The 17044-nt window shown below is 61.2% G+C and carries 16 protein-coding genes; 5 read left to right on the top strand and 11 right to left on the bottom strand.

The annotated features are described in order from the left end of the window. A complete protein-coding gene (locus FUU19_RS23540; RefSeq protein WP_230490500.1) occupies positions 1–1092 on the bottom strand; it encodes an ABC transporter substrate-binding protein in 1092 nt (363 codons plus the stop codon). Positions 1093–1462: 370 nt separating this feature from the next. Here FUU19_RS23540 and htpX point away from each other — a divergent pair, with 370 nt between their 5' ends. Next, positions 1463–2347 (top strand): protease HtpX, encoded by an 885-nt coding sequence (htpX, locus tag FUU19_RS23545; RefSeq protein WP_016927998.1) that lies wholly within the window; start codon positions 1463–1465, stop codon positions 2345–2347. A gap of 51 nt (positions 2348–2398) precedes the next feature. Here htpX and FUU19_RS23550 read toward each other — a convergent pair whose 3' ends face one another. Then, positions 2399–3793, bottom strand: a complete 1395-nt coding sequence (locus tag FUU19_RS23550; RefSeq protein ID WP_230490501.1) for an MFS transporter — start codon at positions 3791–3793, stop codon at positions 2399–2401. Between the two features lie 231 nt (positions 3794–4024). Here FUU19_RS23550 and kdgR point away from each other — a divergent pair, with 231 nt between their 5' ends. Continuing rightward, positions 4025–4816, top strand: coding sequence for a DNA-binding transcriptional regulator KdgR (gene kdgR / locus FUU19_RS23555; RefSeq protein WP_089194667.1), 792 nt, complete (start codon positions 4025–4027; stop codon positions 4814–4816). Between the two features lie 46 nt (positions 4817–4862). On the opposite strand, the gene FUU19_RS23560 is transcribed toward kdgR, so the two are convergent. The 5 genes from FUU19_RS23560 to phnR all read right to left on the bottom strand — a co-directional run bounded on the left by FUU19_RS23560 (position 4863) and on the right by phnR (position 9572). Further along, positions 4863–5666 carry an ABC transporter permease gene (locus FUU19_RS23560; protein WP_060419250.1) on the bottom strand — a complete coding sequence of 268 codons (804 nt, stop codon included), beginning with the start codon at positions 5664–5666 and terminating at the stop codon, positions 4863–4865. A 2-nt stretch (positions 5667–5668) separates the two neighbouring features. Then, entirely contained in the window at positions 5669–6532 is an 864-nt protein-coding gene (gene phnU / locus FUU19_RS23565) for a 2-aminoethylphosphonate ABC transporter permease subunit (RefSeq protein ID WP_230490502.1), read from the bottom strand. Position 6533: 1 nt separating this feature from the next. Further along, on the bottom strand, positions 6534–7658 hold the full coding sequence (phnT, locus tag FUU19_RS23570) for a 2-aminoethylphosphonate ABC transport system ATP-binding subunit PhnT (RefSeq protein ID WP_230490558.1): 1125 nt from the start codon (positions 7656–7658) through the stop codon (positions 6534–6536). Positions 7659–7666: 8 nt separating this feature from the next. Next, on the bottom strand, positions 7667–8677 hold the full coding sequence (locus FUU19_RS23575; protein WP_197833886.1) for a 2-aminoethylphosphonate ABC transporter substrate-binding protein: 1011 nt from the start codon (positions 8675–8677) through the stop codon (positions 7667–7669). Between the two features lie 175 nt (positions 8678–8852). Beyond that, entirely contained in the window at positions 8853–9572 is a 720-nt protein-coding gene (phnR, locus tag FUU19_RS23580; RefSeq protein WP_047576048.1) for a phosphonate utilization transcriptional regulator PhnR, read from the bottom strand. Positions 9573–9727: 155 nt separating this feature from the next. Here phnR and phnW point away from each other — a divergent pair, with 155 nt between their 5' ends. After that, positions 9728–10831 carry a 2-aminoethylphosphonate--pyruvate transaminase gene (gene phnW / locus FUU19_RS23585; protein WP_197781813.1) on the top strand — a complete coding sequence of 368 codons (1104 nt, stop codon included), beginning with the start codon at positions 9728–9730 and terminating at the stop codon, positions 10829–10831. 9 nt (positions 10832–10840) lie between these two features. Continuing rightward, positions 10841–11650 carry a phosphonoacetaldehyde hydrolase gene (gene phnX / locus FUU19_RS23590; protein ID WP_202669394.1) on the top strand — a complete coding sequence of 270 codons (810 nt, stop codon included), beginning with the start codon at positions 10841–10843 and terminating at the stop codon, positions 11648–11650. 63 nt (positions 11651–11713) lie between these two features. Here the strand turns inward: phnX and FUU19_RS23595 are convergent, their stop codons facing one another. The 4 genes from FUU19_RS23595 to FUU19_RS23610 form a co-directional block, all read right to left on the bottom strand. Beyond that, complete coding sequence (locus FUU19_RS23595; RefSeq protein WP_038877619.1) at positions 11714–13105, bottom strand: L-cystine transporter; 1392 nt, start codon at positions 13103–13105, stop codon at positions 11714–11716. Between the two features lie 181 nt (positions 13106–13286). Then, entirely contained in the window at positions 13287–13835 is a 549-nt protein-coding gene (locus tag FUU19_RS23600) for a metal-dependent hydrolase (RefSeq protein WP_004931456.1), read from the bottom strand. Positions 13836–14260: 425 nt separating this feature from the next. Beyond that, on the bottom strand, positions 14261–14926 hold the full coding sequence (hxpB, locus tag FUU19_RS23605; RefSeq protein WP_202669395.1) for a hexitol phosphatase HxpB: 666 nt from the start codon (positions 14924–14926) through the stop codon (positions 14261–14263). A 63-nt stretch (positions 14927–14989) separates the two neighbouring features. Next, entirely contained in the window at positions 14990–16270 is a 1281-nt protein-coding gene (locus FUU19_RS23610) for an HdeD family acid-resistance protein (protein WP_202669396.1), read from the bottom strand. Between the two features lie 185 nt (positions 16271–16455). Here FUU19_RS23610 and FUU19_RS23615 point away from each other — a divergent pair, with 185 nt between their 5' ends. Further along, entirely contained in the window at positions 16456–17016 is a 561-nt protein-coding gene (locus FUU19_RS23615; RefSeq protein ID WP_141969177.1) for a YniB family protein, read from the top strand. The last annotated feature ends 28 nt before the right edge of the window (positions 17017–17044 follow it).

Below are 17044 nucleotides of genomic sequence, written 5' to 3' on the forward strand. Positions count from 1 at the left end.
TTACTCTCCTTGCCAGCGTTGCAGGAAGACGCCGTCTGCCTCTATCGGTAAATATTGGCGGTAGAACTGCGCCAGATTGCGCGCGGGATCGACATCGGCAAACGCGGCGGGATAGAGCGCTTTCGCCAGATACTGAACAAAAATGAAGTCGTAAATCGTGCGCGCGCCGCCATGGTAGAGCGCATAGAGGCGTTGGTCTTTTACCGCCGGCAGCTGCGGCCAACCGGCACGCCGGGCGTACTGAGCGAGGCGTGCCTGAAGGGGGGCAGCCTGTGCGCCGTAGCCCATCGGTACGGCGTTTGGCATGTTTTCCCAGTCGCCGCCGGCGAGAAAAATGACGTCCGGCTTTTGGGTCAGCACATAGTCGGCGCGTAAAGGCGCGGGGCTACCGACGACGCCGGCGGCGATATTGCGGGCGCCGGCCAGCTGTAACAGCGGCCCCCAAACGGAGGCACCATAGCTGCTGCTGTATTCGCCGGGCCCCTTATCGCCGAGTTCGATATAAGCGGTCGGTGGCGGCAGCTGCGCCTTGCGAATACGCCGTTGAGTATCTTCAAGGCTCTGCCGATACTCGCTGGCCAGCCGTTCCGCCCGCTCGGGGTGGCCCATCGCCTGACCCATGGCCCGAATGCTGGCGAGTTTGACTTCCGCACCTTGGTTGAAGTCGACGACGATGTAAGGGATGTTGAGCTGTTGCAGCACCGGCAGGTAGTTGGCGAAGCCGTCGAGCTGCCATTTCGCCAGGATCAGCAGGTCTGGCCGCGTGGTCAGCAGGCGTTCGAAGTCAAAGCTCTGATTGTAGAGCGAACCGACATCGACCAGCTGAGCGAGCCGCGGCAGAGCCGCCTGATAACGCGGCCATTGGCTGGTGCGCAAGGCCCAGTCGCTTTTAGAGAAGGCGGCCACCTGTTGAAAACTGTCCGGGCCGTTCACCGCCAGAAAATCTTCGTAGTAAAAGCCGATATAGGCGCGTTGTGCGGGGGCGGCCAGGGTGACCTGGCGTCCTTCTGCGTCGGTGAGGTGGATTTCAGCTTGCGCGACGTGGCAAAAGAGCAGCCACGCAGTCAGCAGACAGACCAAGCGAGGTAACATGATTGACATCCCTTTACGATTAATTGTGATGTTATAATGTAACAATTAATCGCGGGATTCAAACTTTCCTGTCAGGCGAGGCTAGCGCTGCGTGAGCGAAGGCGGTGAGGGCCTGGCGGCCATAAAAAGTGTGCGGGCAATTTTTCTCGACGTCATTTTGCGTGGGCCAGGAATTTTTTCTGAGAAATCCCTCCGCCTTGCGCAACAATCGTTTACAATTTGCCAAATCCCGGTCGCGCGTCGTTTTTGTAAAGTTTCGTATTTTTAGTAGGTTAATGACGCGCGACTCTTGAAACTGTGACGAATGCCCATACGATCTAGGGTATCTTAGACAGCGTTTTGTTAACATTTATGAGGAAGTAAACATTTTATGATGCGTATAGCTCTGTTCCTGCTCACCAACCTGGCGGTGATGTTGGTTTTCGGGCTGGTGCTCAGCCTGACAGGAATCCAATCCAGTAGCGTTCAGGGCCTGATGATCATGGCCGGTCTGTTCGGCTTCGGCGGCGCTTTCGTGTCGTTGCTGATGTCCAAGTGGATGGCGCTGCGCTCCGTCGGCGGGGAAGTGATTGAACAACCGCGTAACGAAACCGAAAACTGGCTGCTGGAAACGGTACGCCGTCAGTCGCAGCAGGCGGGCATCGCCATGCCGCAGGTCGCTATCTATCACGCGCCGGACATCAACGCCTTCGCCACCGGCGCACGCCGCGACGCCTCGCTGGTCGCCGTCAGCACCGGCCTGCTGCAGAGCATGAGCCGCGACGAAGCGGAAGCGGTCATCGCGCACGAAATCAGCCACGTCGCCAACGGCGATATGGTGACCATGACCCTGATTCAGGGCATCGTGAACACCTTCGTCATCTTCATTTCGCGCCTGATCGCGCAGGTCGCCGCCGGTTTCCTCGGCAACCGCGACGGTGATGGCGAAGGGGAAGGCAACGGCAACCCGATGATTTACTTCGCGGTGTCGATGGTGCTGGAACTGGTGTTCGGCATCCTGGCAAGCATCATCACCATGTGGTTCTCGCGTCACCGTGAGTTCTACGCCGACGCCGGCTCCGCCAAGCTGGTGGGCCGCGAGAAGATGATCGCCGCCTTGCAGCGCCTGAAAACCAGCTACGAACCGCAGGAAGCGGGCAGCATGATGGCGTTCTGCATCAACGGTAAATCCAAGTCGTTCAGCGAGCTGTTCATGTCGCACCCGCCGCTCGACAAGCGCATCGAAGCGCTGCGTTCCGGCCAGTACCTGAAGTAATCGGCTGAATGAAAGGAAAAACCCCGGCTTGCCGGGGTTTTTTTATGTCCGCTATTTCACCTCGCGGCTTGGCTGCGCCGTTTGCGCCGTCGATTGGGTGATGCGCAGGCTGCTGACCGCCGCCGCCAGGGTGGCGAACACGCCGGCCAGGATCAGCGAAGCGTGGGTGCCGGAGGTGGGGAACAGGTTGAACATCAGCGCCACCAGCGCGGCCCCCGAGGTTTGCCCCAGCAGGCGCGCGGTGCCCAGCATGCCGCTGGCGCCGCCGCTGCGGTTACGCGGCGCGGCGGAGATGATGGTGTGGTTGTTGGGCGACTGGAACAGGCCGAAGCCGGCGCCGCACAGCACCATGCGCCAGATAATGTCCCCATCCGACGGCGCCGCGGGCAGCAGCGCCAGCGAGAACAGCCCGAGCGCGAACACCGCCAGCCCAATACAGCCCAGCAGGCCGGCGTGCACGCGCTCCACCAGCCGGCCGGCGATCGGCGCCATCACCACGATCGCCAGTGGCCACGGCGTCAGCAGCAGCCCGGTCGCTACTTCGTCGCGGCCCAATGCGCTTTGCAGGAAGAACGGCAGCGACACCATCGCCAGCATTTGCGCAGCAAATGAGCAGATTGAGGTGCCCATCGACAGGGCGAAGATCGGGATGCGCAGCAGGTCGACCGGCAGCAGCGGGAATTCCTGGCGCAGCTGACGGCGCACGAACACCGCGCCAATCGCCAGCAGCGCCGCGATCTCGCTGAAGATCAGCGTCAGGCTTTGGCCCTGGGCGAAACCGCTGATGGCGGTGATCAGCAGGCCGAACGTCAACGCGTTCAGCACGGCGCTGGTGGGATCGAAACGGCGGTTATCGCTTTTTTGGCCGTTGGCCGGCAGGAATTTCATCCCCAGCAGCAGCGCGACGATGCCGATCGGCAGGTTGATGGCGAACAGCCATTGCCAGGATGCGACCGACAGGATCGCCGCCGCCACCGTTGGCCCGGCCGCCGAGGAGCAGGCGACGATCAACGAGTTGATGCCCATGCCGCGGCCGAGAAAACGCTGCGGGTAGATGATGCGGATCAGCGCGGTGTTGACGCTCATGATAGCGGCGGCGCCAAAGCCTTGCAGCACGCGGGCGATGGTCAGCGTGAGCAGCGAGTCGGACAGGGCGCAGAACAGTGAGGTAATGCTGAACACCAGCAACCCGGCCTGATAGATGCGGCGGTAGCCAACCAGATCGCCGAGTGACGCCAGCGACAGCAGAGACACGGTGATCGCCAACTGATAGGCGTTGACCACCCAGATGGAACTGGCCGGGCTGGCGTTGAGATCGCGCGCGATGGTGGGCAGCGCTACGTTGGCTATCGCGCCGTCGAGTACGGATACGGTAATGCCGAGGGCGATCGCGAAGATCGCTCCATAGCGTTGCGGGACGGGGAGGCCGTCGGAACAAGGACGCATGTTGGTCTCAGCGGTGTTTATTCAGGGGAGTATTATCATGCTAATCATAATCGCCTGCGATTGCATGCCCCTTGTCTGCTTAATTGTAAACGGCGATGAGCAGGTCGGCGGTTATCCAATTGGCTTCAATCACTTAGCATTCATGTGCGTTGCGCGTCGCGATCTGTTCCGATTATACTGAAACCCTTGTTTAAATTTCCTGAAACAAAACCGTTAAGTAGGGTATGCACCATGGCTAACGCAGATTCAGACAAGCAGCCGGATGCCGTCTCATCCGTGATGAAAGTGTTCGGCATTTTGCAGGCGCTCGGCGATGAGCGCGAGATTGGCATTACCGAACTGTCCCAGCGGGTGATGATGTCTAAAAGCACCGTCTACCGTTTTCTGCAGACCATGAAAGCGCTGGGCTACGTTTCGCAGGAAGGGGAGACGGAAAAGTATGCGCTGACGCTCAAGCTGTTCGAGCTGGGCGCCAAATCGTTGCAGAACGTCGATCTGATCCGCAGCGCCGACGTGCAGATGCGCGAACTGTCGAATCATACCCGCGAAACCATTCACCTTGGCGCCCTGGATGAAGATGGCATCGTCTACATCCACAAGATAGACGCGATGTATAACCTGCGCATGTATTCGCGCATCGGCCGCCGCAACCCGCTGCACAGCACCGCCATCGGTAAAGTGCTGTTGGCCTGGCGCGATCGGGATGAGGTGGCGCAGATCCTGTCGCAGATTGAATTTACCCGCAGCACCGAGCATACCCTGGCCAGCGCCGCCGAGCTGTTGCCGGTGCTGGAACGGGTGCGTGAGCAGGGATACGGCGAAGATGCCGAGGAACAGGAGGTAGGGATCCGCTGCATTGCGGTGCCGGTCTTCGATCGGTTCGGGGTGGCGATCGCCGGGCTGAGCATTTCTTTCCCGACGCTGCGCTTTTCCGACGCGGCGCGGAAGGAGTATGTGGCGCTGCTGCACGTCGCCGCCCGGCGCATCAGTGAACAGCAGGGCTATCACGACTACCCGTTCTGACCCTTCACGTCGAAGAATCAGGCGCTGCCATGGCAGCGCCTTTTTGTTATTTTGCGCCCGGCGTCAGCCGCTGCGCAATCCGCTCCAGCACTAACATCAACAGCAACGTGGCCGCCACCAAGATCATGGTCAGCGTCGCGCCGTTGGCGATGCTGCCGCGATCGGTCAGGCTAAAAATAGTGACCGGCAGCGTCGCCCAGCTCGGCGGGTAGATCATCATGGTCGCGCCCAGCTCCCCCATTGACAGCGACAGGCTGAGGGCGAAGGCGGAGATCATATAGGGAGCGATCATCGGCAGGGTGACGTGACGCAGGCGAAACAGCGGCGAAGCGCCCAGGCTGGCGGCGACGTTTTCGTAGTCGCTCGAAAGCCGGGTCAGCCCGGCCATCACGTTGCCGAAGGTGAAGGCGGAAATCAGCACGAAGTGGGCGACGGGCACGATCAGGAAGGTACCGTTCATCTGCAGCGGCCCCTGGCTGAATGCCACCAGCATCCCTAAACCGATCGACACCGAAGGCACCGCGCTGGGTATGAAGAACAGCGTACTCAGCAGGCGCTGGCCGCGCCCCTGATGGTGGCGCAGCGCCAACGCCGCCCAGGTACCACACAGCAGCGCGAACAGGCTGGCGCTGAAACCGATAGCCAGGCTGGCGACCAGCGCGTCCCAGGAGGCGCCACTGAAGGCCTGGCGGAAATGGCTGAGGGTGAAGCCGCTCGGCAGCACGCCGTTCCACTGTTCACTGAGGCTGGACATCAGGATCACCGCCAGCGGCAGGCAGAAGAACAGGGCGAACAGCGTGACCGCCAGCGTGCAGGTCAGGGTGCGGCCGGTGCGAGACCAAATCAACATCGTCAGTTCCTCAGCCCGGCGCGCGCCGCGGCGTAGCGGTAAAGGGAGAACAGCCCGAGCGACAGCGCGATATTCACGACGGCGATCGTGCAGGCGACGGCGTAATCCGACTCCAGAATTGCTTTGGAATAGACCATCATCGGCAGCGTGGTGACGCCCTTGGCACCGATAAACAGCACGATGCCGAACTCATTGGTGGTCAACAGCAAACACAGGCTGCCGCCGGCCAGCAAGGCCGGCAGCGCGGCGGGCAAAATCACCTGGCGCACCACGCGCCCCGGCCGGGCGCCGAGGATGCTGGCGGCCTCGAGCTGGCTGCGATCGATCTGCGACAGCGCCGCCATCAGCGGGCGCATCACCAGCGGCGTAAACACGATGATTTCCGCCAGGATCACGCCCCAAATGGAGTAAAGAAAGTCCACCGGCGGCAGGGTAAAACCGAAGGTAGCCATCAGCGTGCCGTTCAGCAGGCCGGCGGAACCGTAAATAAAGGTGAAGGCCAGCGTGATCAGGAAGGTTGGCATGGCGATAAAGGTATCGATCACCCGGGCGATCAATCGGCTGCCGGGGAACGGCGTGAACACCAGCAGCAGCGACAGCAGGGTGCCGAGCACCAGGCAGCCCAGCGTTGCCAGCAGCGCAATCTGCAGCGTGTTGAGCAGGGCGCCGACAAAGCGTCGGGATTCGAACACCTGGTGCAGCGCGGCAGCGCTGAACAGCCCCTGCTCGTCGGTAAACGCCTGTTTGACGATCAGCGCCAGCGGATAGAAAAACAGCGTCGCCAGCACCAGCAGCGGCAGCAGGATCCACAGGCGGCGCGGCAAGCGCAGCCGTAGGGCCGGGCGAATAAGCGTAGAGTCGGTCATGTCAGTCCTCGATCAGTACCGCGTCGTCGGGGGCGAAATAGAGCGGCACGCGCTCGCCGATCTGCGGCATCCGGCTGCGGTGGGTGGTGACCACGCGCAGCGGATGGCCTTGCGCGTCGAACTGCAGGTGCGTCAATTCCCCCTGCCAGTGAATATCGCGCAGCGTACCGATGAGGCAGTTGCTGCGCTGGGCGTCGGCATCGAGCGCAATATGCTGCGGCCGAATACACAGCAGTTTGTCGAAGCCGCGTTGTGCGCCGTAGGTGAAGCAGCCGATCACTTTGCCGGCGCAGCTGACGGTGGTCATGCCTTGCCCGGTAGTGGTCTCCAGCGCGGTGGCCGGCAGCAGGTTGGCGCGGCCGAGGAACTCGGCGGCGAAGCGGTTCGTGGGATGATGGTAAAGCGCGCGGGTCTCGCCGTGGGCGATCAGGTGGCCGTCGCGCATGATGCCAATCTTGTCCGCCAGCGTCAGCGCTTCGCCCTGATCGTGGGTGACGTACAGGATGGTCAGGTCAGGCAGCTCGCGGTGCAGGCGGGCGATCTCTTCCACCATGCTGTGGCGAATTTGCGCGTCCAGCGCGGACAGCGGTTCATCCAGTAACAGCACTTTGGGGCGCACCGCGATGGCGCGAGCGATAGCCACCCGCTGCTGCTGGCCGCCGGAAAGCTGGCTGGGATAGCGCTTGGCGTAGGCGGACATGCCGACGATGGCCAACGCCTCTTCGACGCGCTCGGCGGTGAGGCCGCGCGGCTTGCCCTGGGCGCGCAGGCCGAACGCCACATTGTCTTCGACGCGCATATGCGGAAACAGCGCGTAGTTCTGTACCACCATGCCCAGGCCGCGCTCATAAGGCGGCACGTCGGTGACATCGACGTCACCGATGGCAATACGCCCGGCGGACGGCTGCACGAATCCGGCGATCGCCCGCAGCACGGTGGTTTTGCCCGAACCGGAGGGGCCGATCAGCGCCAGCACTTCGCCGGGGGCGATGGTGAGCGTGAGGGGTTTCAGCACCTCGGTGCCGCGATACGACACGCTGACGCGATCGAGCTGAATGCCCGACGGCCCGGCGATGTCCTGGCTGCTATCCCGCGCCTCGGCGCGGGAAGAGAGGGTAGAAGGCATCGTCAGCGTCATTCGGTCACCTGGTGCCAGCGGGAGATATCGGCGGACAGGCTGCTCACCACCTGATTCCAGTCCGGCGCCCAGATCTCCACGCCTTTCAGCGCCGCCTGCGACTGCTTGAAGTTATCGTCGGTCGGGGTGACGTCCTTACGCACCGGCATGCCGTAGGAAATGGCGCTGACGCTGCTCTGGGCTTCTTTGCTCAGCAGGAAGTCGATCAGCTTTTTGCCATTGGTGCTTTGCGGCGCGCCTTGCACCAGGCCGACATAGTAAGGCAGCACCAGCGTGCTGCGCTTGCCGTCCGGCCCGGCCGGCCAGAACACCTTCACGTTCGGGTTGCTGCGCATCTGCGCCAGGTTCATCTGCAGATCGCCGTTGGCCACCAGCAGCTCGCCTTTATTGACCAGCGCGGTCAGCTTGCCGGTGGAAGCGGAAGGGCCGACGTTGTTGCTCTGCAGCTTGCCGAGGTAGTCGAAACCGGCGTCTTTGCTGCCGAAGCTGTGAAACGCCTGCAGCATCACCGCGGTGCCGTCACCCGCCTGGCCCGGCGTGGAGTACTGCAGCTTGTTGCGGAACTGCGCGTCCAGCAGCTGTTGATAGCTGGCGGGCGCCTGCGGCAACAGTTTGGCGTTATAGATGAAGCTCAGGTAGTTGTTCACCAGCGGCACGAACTGCGGCTGGGCGCCGGCGATCTGCACCGCATCCTGCGGGGTGAAATCCTGCAGCAGTTTTTCCGCGGCGGCGCGCTGGATGAACGGCGGCAGCGTCACCAGCACGTCGGCCTGCGGGTTGCTGCGCTCTTTCGACAGGCGCTCGACGATGGCGCCGGAACCGCCTTCGACGTACTGCACCTTGACCCCGGTTGCCTGAGTGAAGGCGTCAAACTGGGTTTGATACCAGCTGTGATCGCCGTCGTGCAGGCCATCGGCGGAGTAGACGGTCACCACCGCGTCGGCGGCCCAGGCCGGCGCGGCGCCGAGTGCGATGGCGGTCATCACGACCAGACGAGAAAGTTTCATAGCTTCAGCCTCACTGTTGCGGGTTAATGCGAAACTGGTATACACCAGACATGCGGCCAAGCTAATCGGCGAATATGACAAACAAATGAAAGCGGCAAAATAGAGTTGCCGACAACGGGAATTGGGCGTGGGAGAGAAAGGCGGAGCGGCGGGCGCAGCCCCGTCATGCTGGGGATTAAAGCGTATCGACCTCGATGCGCAGGCTGTCGTGGCGCCAGTATTCGATGTCGAAATCGAGAATGCGGCCGTGCTGATCGTAATTCAAGCGGCGCAGCAATAAGGCGGGCAGACCGACCATGGCGCCGAGCGCGTTGGCGGCGCGGTAAGGCAGGGCGGTCGGGTAGAACGACAGGTGCATGTTGCTGTAAATCAAATCGTAATGTTGCTGATAAACCTCGGTCAAGCTGCCGTTGAGATCGTGGCTCAGCAGTTCCGGTACCCGCTGCGGCAGACAGTGGTTCTCGCAATAGCAGATGGCGCGGCCGTCGGCATAGCGCACGCGGCGCAGCAGATACACCTGATCGAACGGCTCGAGCGCCAGCGGCTGCATCACGTCGAGCGGCACCGTGGTTTTTTCGCCGGACAGCAGCGCGGTGCGCGGCGCGCGGCCCTGCTCCTGGCAGAGGCGGTGGAAGTTGGTGTTCTGCGTCGGATCCAACCACAGCCGTTCCGGCGTGACGAACCAGCCGCGGCGATCGGCGCGGTAGATGGCGCCGGTGGCCTCCAGCTGCGCCAGGCTCTCGCGAATGGTAACGCGGGTGGTGGAGAAGATGGCGCACAGCTCGCGCTCCGAAGGCAGCTTGTCGCCCGCCTGCAGCGCGCCGCGGGTGATGCGCGCCTGAAGCTGATCCTTGATCTGCAGGTAATGGGGCATATCGCCCTGATGTTCTTTCATTTCATCTCGCTATGGCATCGGCCCGACATTCCGGCACGCGCTTATTATACATAGCCAGATGAATTTTTTGTTTCACCGCGCTTTGTCGTTTGACCGGGGAAGGAATTTGCCGCCACAATGCCTGCAATCTGGTATAGACCAAATAGGTGAATGACATGTCCGATCGTAACTACCTGCTGTTGACCCCCGGCCCGTTGACCACGTCGAAAACGGTAAAAGAGGCGATGCTGTTCGACAGCTGCACCTGGGATGAAGATTACAACCTGGGCGTGGTGCAGCGCATCCGCCAACGGTTGGTGGCGCTGGCGACACCGTCCGCCGGGTACACCTCGGTGCTGCTGCAGGGCAGCGGCAGTTTTGCGGTGGAAGGCGTGCTGGGCACGGTCATCGGCCCGCAGGACAAGCTGCTGATCGTCAACAACGGCGCCTACGGGGCGCGGATGATCGAAATGGCGCGGCTGATGGATATTGACCACCACGCTTTCGACTGCGGAGAGGTCAATGAGCCGGACGTGGCGGCAATGGAGGCGGTGCTGAAAAGCGATGCGCGCATCAGCCATATCGCCATGGTGCACTGCGAAACCACCACCGGCATGCTCAACCCGCTGCAGAAAGTCGCCGGCCTGGCGGCGCGCAACGGCAAGACCTTCATCGTCGATGCCATGAGCAGCTTCGGCGGCATCCCATTGGATGTGGATGCGCTGGGCATCGATTTTCTGATCAGCTCCGCCAATAAATGCATTCAGGGCGTGCCGGGCTTCGCTTTCGTCATCGCCCGCCGCAGCGAGCTGGAGAAATGTGCCGGCCGTTCACGCTCGCTGTCGCTGGATCTGTATGCCCAGTGGCGCTGTATGGAAGACCAGGCCGGTAAATGGCGCTTTACGTCGCCGACCCACACCGTGCTGGCCTTCGCGCAGGCGCTGAAAGAGCTGGAACAAGAGGGCGGTATCGCCGCGCGCCACCACCGTTATCAGACCAATCAGCGTCGGCTGGTGGCGGGTATGCGCGAGCTGGGCTTTGAGACCCTGCTGGACGATGCGCTGCATTCGCCGATCATCACCGCGTTCTATTCGCCTGAGGCCGACACTTATCGCTTCGCCGAGTTTTATCAGCGCCTGAAGCAGCAAGGGTTTGTGATCTATCCCGGCAAAGTGTCGCAGAGCGACTGCTTCCGCATCGGCAACATCGGGGAAATTTATCCGCAGGATATCGAACGCTTGCTGGCGGCCGTCGGGCAGGCGATGTACTGGAATCAATAAGGATTGACCATGAAACAGATCAACGCAGTGATCCTCGACTGGGCCGGCACCACGGTGGACTTCGGCTCCTTTGCGCCAACGCAGATTTTTGTCGAGGCGTTCAAGCAAACCTTCGATATCGACATCAGCCTGGCGGAGGCGCGCATTCCGATGGGGCTCGGCAAATGGCAGCACATCGAGGCGCTGGGCAAACTGCCGGCGGTCGACGCACGCTGGCGGCAGAAGCTGGGCCGCTCGATGAGCCATCAAGACATCGACGCGCTGTATCAGGCGTTTATGCCGCTGCAAATCGCCAAAGTGATCGATTTCGCCGATCCCATTGAGGGCGTGCCGCAGGCGATCGCCGCTCTGCGTGAACAGGGCATCAAAATCGGTTCCTGCTCCGGCTATCCGCGTGCGGTGATGGAGGTGCTGGTGCCTGCCGCCGCGCAGCGCGGCTATGCGCCGGATTATTGGGTCGCCACTGACGATCTTGCGGCCGGCGGCCGACCGGGGCCGTGGATGGCATTGCAGAACGTCATCGCGCTGGGCATCGATGCGGTGGCGCACTGCGTGAAGGTGGATGACGCGGTGCCGGGCATTGCCGAAGGGCTGAACGCCGGGATGTGGAGCATCGGGCTGGCGCTGTCCGGCAACGAGTTCGGCGCTACCTGGTCGGAGTACCGTCAAATGGCGGCAGGAGAAATAGAGCAGCGCCGCACGGCGGCCGCCGATAAGCTGTACGCGGCGGGCGCGCATTATGTGATAGACACACTGGCGCAATTGCCGGGCGCGATCGCCGATATCAACCGGCGGCTGGCGAACGGCGAGCGGCCGTAACGACCGAACGCGGGGCATAAAAAAACCGGGGATAATCCCCGGTTTTTTCGTTCTGAGACGGCGTTAGCGGTGAGCCAATTCGACTTCGTCTTCGCTGTCCATCACGGCTTTGTCGGTTTGCTTCATCAGCTGGCTGGTGATGGTGCCTGCTGCCATGGAGCCGTTGACGTTCAGCGCGGTACGGCCCATGTCGATCAGGGGTTCGACCGAGATCAGCAGCGCGACCAGCGTCACCGGCAGGCCCATCGCCGGCAGTACGATCAGCGCGGCGAAGGTGGCGCCGCCGCCCACGCCCGCCACACCGGCGGAGCTGATGGTGACGATGCCAACCAGGGTGGCGATCCACACCGGGTCCAGCGGGTTGATGCCGACGGTCGGCGCAACCATCACCGCCAGCATCGCCGGGTAGAGGCCCGCACAGCCGTTCTGGCCGATGGTGGCACCGAACGACGCCGAGAAGCTGGCGATGGATTCCGGCACGCCCAGACGACGGGTCTGCGCTTCCACGTTCAATGGAATGCTGGCGGCGCTGGAGCGGCTGGTGAAGGCGAAGGTGATCACCGGCCACACTTTGCGGAAGAACTTCATCGGGTTAACGCCGGTGAAGGCCAGCAGGACCGCGTGTACCACGAACATGATGGCCAGGCCGATGTACGAGGCCACCACGAAGCTGCCGAGCTTGACGATGTCGTGAATGTTGGAACCAGCGACCACTTTGGTCATCAGCGCCAGCACGCCGTAAGGCGTCAGCTTCATGACCAGACGCACCAGCTTCATTACCCAGGCCTGCAGGGTGTCGATAGCCACCAGCACGCGTTCGCCTTTCGGCTTGTCGTCTTTCAGCAGCTGCAGCGACGCCACGCCGAGGAAGGTGGCGAAAATCACCACGCTAATGATAGACGTCGGGCTGGCGCCGGTCAGATCGGCGAACGGGTTTTTCGGGATGAACGACAGCACCATCTGCGGCACGGTCAGATCGGCCAGTTTACCCACGTAGTTGGTCTGGATCGCCGTCAGACGCGCGCTTTCCTGCGCGCCCTGCACCAGGCCTTCGGCGGTCAGGCCGAACAGGTTGGTGACCAGCACGCCCACCAGCGCCGAGATCAGCGTGGTGAACAGCAGCGTGCCGATAGTCAGGACGCTGATTTTGCCCAGAGAAGAGGCGTTATGCAGCTTGGCCACCGCGCTCAGGATCGAGGCGAACACCAGCGGCATGACGATCATTTGCAGCAGTTGCACATAGCCGTTGCCGACGATGTTGAACCAGCTGATGGATTCTTTCAGCACCGGGTTGTCGGAGCCGTACACCAGCTGCAGGCCCAGGCCGAACACCACGCCGACCACCAGGCCGACCAGCACTTTTTTCGCCAGGCTCCATTGCTTGTGGCGGGTTTGCGCCAACAGCAACAGGAGCGCGACAAACACCAGCACGTTAATCACGAGCGGAAGATTCATCCCCAATGTCTCCAATAATCTTTCTTATAAAAACGACTACGCATCACGTATGTCGCGATGTAAATATCGTAACAGTTTGCCGAGTGGCCTACTTATATCCAAATGGAATTTGATATAGCTTTTTGTGTGTTTTTGTTTGTTTTATATACATGAAGGTGATGGGTTGAGCGGGTTTTTGTGATCAGAGTCTGATATTTCTGATTTGCTCGACATAGGATTGCACCGGCAGGGTGAAATCACCTTGCCAACAGATGGCAAACGCCACCAGGCACAGGCACAGCACGCGCTCCAGCTGGTTGCCTTTTTGCGAGTTGAGCAGCGGCAGGCGAAAACGCCAGCGGCATGGCCACAGCAGCGGAACGCCGGCGGGAGTGAGCATATCGGCCAGCAGATGGCTGAAGTAACCGATGATCATGGCGTGCAGCGCGTCGGCCGGGATCGGCCAGCTGCGCGGCACGTCCAGCTGGAACAGCGCCATGCCGCCGGCGATCGCCAGCAGGCTGTGGGTGAAGCCGCGGTGGCCGAAGGCGCGGGCGATGGGCAGGGCAATCCAGCGCAGACGCTGGCCCAGTACCGACTTGGGATGATCGATGTCCGGCAGCAGCGAGGTCAGCAGCGCGGCGGGTATGATGTGCCACCAGTCGCCGGTAGCCAGCTCTGGCGTGACTTCCGCCTTCTTGGCGAAGATCGCGCAAGCGACAGAGAAAATGAGATGTCCTTCCGCAGTCATGCTGTTGCGATTCCGGCTGGTAAACTGTTAATTTATCCAGTATATGGGAAAATTCCCAGTAGTGGAAGCAGTTACCCTGTAACCAATTGTTTATTTTTCCCGGTTTTACAACGGCTTGTTACGGCAATACGTAACAAATCATCGCTTTTGACGGGCGTGAACAAAAAGCGGGCAATGGGCTGTGCGGAACGGAGAGAAATAAGGGCGGTTTTCAGTACGCAGCGGCGGGAGGAAGCGGCGGCCGCGAAGAGCGCTGCGTGGCAGTGACAACGTTTCGCGGACCGTCGCTTTCCCTGCCACCCAGCATAATAACAACAGCATGCCGATTCAATAATAATGAAACGCTGTTTCGTTTGTTTTGCGGCACGGATCCCTTTTATGACGCAGAACGGAAAAGTCAGGGCGCCGGTGGCCGGCGCCGCAGGTCAGGCAAAGTGGGCGGGGGTGAGCTGTTCCAGGGTGTCCAGCTTGTGGTCCGCCAGCGCCCAGCGCGGATCGTGGCGGTATTCGGCGGCCGGGATCACGATGGAACGCATGCGCGCGGCCTTGGTGGAAATCATGCCGTTAAAGGAGTCTTCCAGCGTGATGCAGCGCAGCGGATCGCTGCCCAGGCGCTCGGCGGCAATCAGGTAGACCTCGGGGTGCGGTTTGCTGTACGGCAGGTATTCGGCGGAAACCAATTGATCGAAGTAACCTTCAAGATCGAACATCTTCAGCACCTGCTGCTGCATGTGCAGCGGTGAGGCGGAGGCGAGACCGATGTTCAGCCCCTGACTGCGGCACAGCTCCAGCGCCTGCCGAACGCCCGGCAGCAGCGGGCGCGTCTCGTGCACCAGTTCGATGGCGCGTTCGATAATCCGTGCCGACACCTCATCGAGCGAAACCCCTTGCCAGGGCATCGCCTGGTACCACATCTTCACCACCAGATCGATGCGCAGCCCCAACGTGTCCGGTAGCTTGTGACGGTCGGACAGATCCAAACCCAGCGCACCGAAGATATCCAGCTCGGCCTGCAGCCACAGCGGTTCCGAGTCGATCAACAAGCCGTCCATATCAAAAATTGCGGTTTCAATGCGTTGCGAATAAGCCATTAGCGGTTAACTCCTGCCGGCGCGGATGAATGTGCCGACACTCTATCATCGCCGGCGGCGAGACTAAAATCTTTGCCTGCGCGTTTGGCTTTTGCCAAAGCGAAGGATGTTCCACATCTCGCGTAACTTTAGCCACCAGCGTTGGTGTTGGCGCTCGGTGACCTGTTGCAACATGCGCGCATAGTCCAGCACTAACCCCGGTGTCCAGGTCATGCTTTCGCCACGGCTACGCAGTACCGCCAGCATCCATAGATTGGGATCCAGCACCAGTAACAGAAAACGGCGCCACAGATGTTTATCGCCCAGCACGCCCTCCAGCGCGCTGTCGAGCGCGCCGATGACCGTGGTGGAGCAGTTACGCCGGGTCAGATTGTAGGTGGCGTCTTGCCGATAATGCAGCCAGAATGCGCGCAGCGCCGCCGGGTTATAGCGATAGAACTGAATTTTCTTGTCCGGGGGGCACCAGGCGGCGATCTCGCCCGACAGGTCGGGCAGAAAACGCCCGTCGACGTTGTTCTGTTCGCCGGCATGCAACAACTGGCGGAAATCCTGAACGGAATGGCTGATGTCGTTGAGCGGGTAGTGACTGATATACACATCCGGCGCGAGCGCCAGGGCGGCATGACCGGTGGAGATATTGCCACCGCCATCGACCGCCGCGATATATCGGTCGACGATGTAACGCCGGCGTGGATCTTTAGCCGCACCAATCGGTGTCCAGACGTACACCGTGAGCGGCACAGCCTCATCCGCCGGGTGCGGCGGCTGCCGCGTGGGGTGCTGATTCAGAGAGAAGTTTGTCAGTCTCCGGGCGATACGCAATAACGCCCAGCCGGAAAGCACCATCATCACGCCGAGGCAAAAGGGCACCGTCATCCGATGCGGCGCCGGCCAGCCGACAAAAATCATCAACGAAAGCAGGATCTCGCCGCCGCCCGCCAGCGCCACGGCTTTCCATCGACTGTGTTGAATCACCGTGGAGGAGGCGATGCGCACGGCACCGTCAAGCAGCAGCGCGCTGCCAAATACCACGGTGGCGACGATGTTATCGTCTGCAGGCACGTCCAACATTAAAAAGGCCATAAACACGAAGCCCAGCCCTTTCAGCAACACCGGCCTGCTGGCCGAAGAGCCGATCACCAGCGCGGCGGATATCGCCACCAGCCCCTCCAGCGCCAGGATGACCGCCAGCGCATCCAGCGCCAGCACCGAGCGGCCATCCTGCAGTATGTCGAACAACATCAGCGCCCCTGCGGCTATCCACAGCCAACCGAAAAGCAGCAGCAGGCGGCGCTGGCCGTGCAGCGCCTGTGCGCCCAGCAATAAGATAATCAGTCGAATCATGGCGGCCTCTGACTAAACGGATAACGTGATTTCTTCAATGATAGTGCCCGGACGTCGTTAAGCAGTTGATTTCGGCGAATTCGGCTAAGCTTGTAGCACAGCGGGAATGAAGAAAACGGTGGGCGAGTTTCGCCAACTGCAGGTAGACTTAGCCGATTCGGTTACGTCGCTAACAAGGGGAACACATGACGTATCAACAGGCCGGGCGTATCGCCATTTTGAAACGCATTCTCGGATGGGTGGTTTTTATCCCGGCGTTGCTGTCAACGCTGATTTCCGTGCTGGGCTTTGTCTACCAGCACAGTGAAAAAACCAAGGGCATCAACGCGGTGATGCTGGATTTTGTTCACGTGATGGTGGACATGGTGCGTTTCAACACGCCGTTCCTGAACCTTTTCTGGTACAACTCGCCGGTGCCTGACGTCGATAAAAGCCTGTTCAGCGGCGCCAATCTGATGTTCATCATCATCTATATTCTGATCTTCGTCGGGCTGGCGCTGCAGGCTTCAGGCGCACGCATGTCGCGCCAGGTCAAGTTCATCCGCGAAGGGTTGGAAGACCAGATGATCCTGGAGCAGGCCAAGGGCAGCGAAGGGCACACGCGCCAACAGCTGGAGCAGCGCATCACGCTGCCGCACCACACCATCTTCCTGCAGTACTTCCCGCTGTACATCCTGCCGATCGTGATTGCGGTGATCGCCTGGTTCGTGATCCGCCTGTTGGGGCAGTTGGCCGGCGCGGCCTGAGCCATGAACGGGGCGCCAAGCGGCGCCC

This window comes from Serratia montpellierensis, assembly GCF_020858655.1.
In the GTDB taxonomy this organism is placed as follows: domain Bacteria; phylum Pseudomonadota; class Gammaproteobacteria; order Enterobacterales; family Enterobacteriaceae; genus Serratia; species Serratia montpellierensis.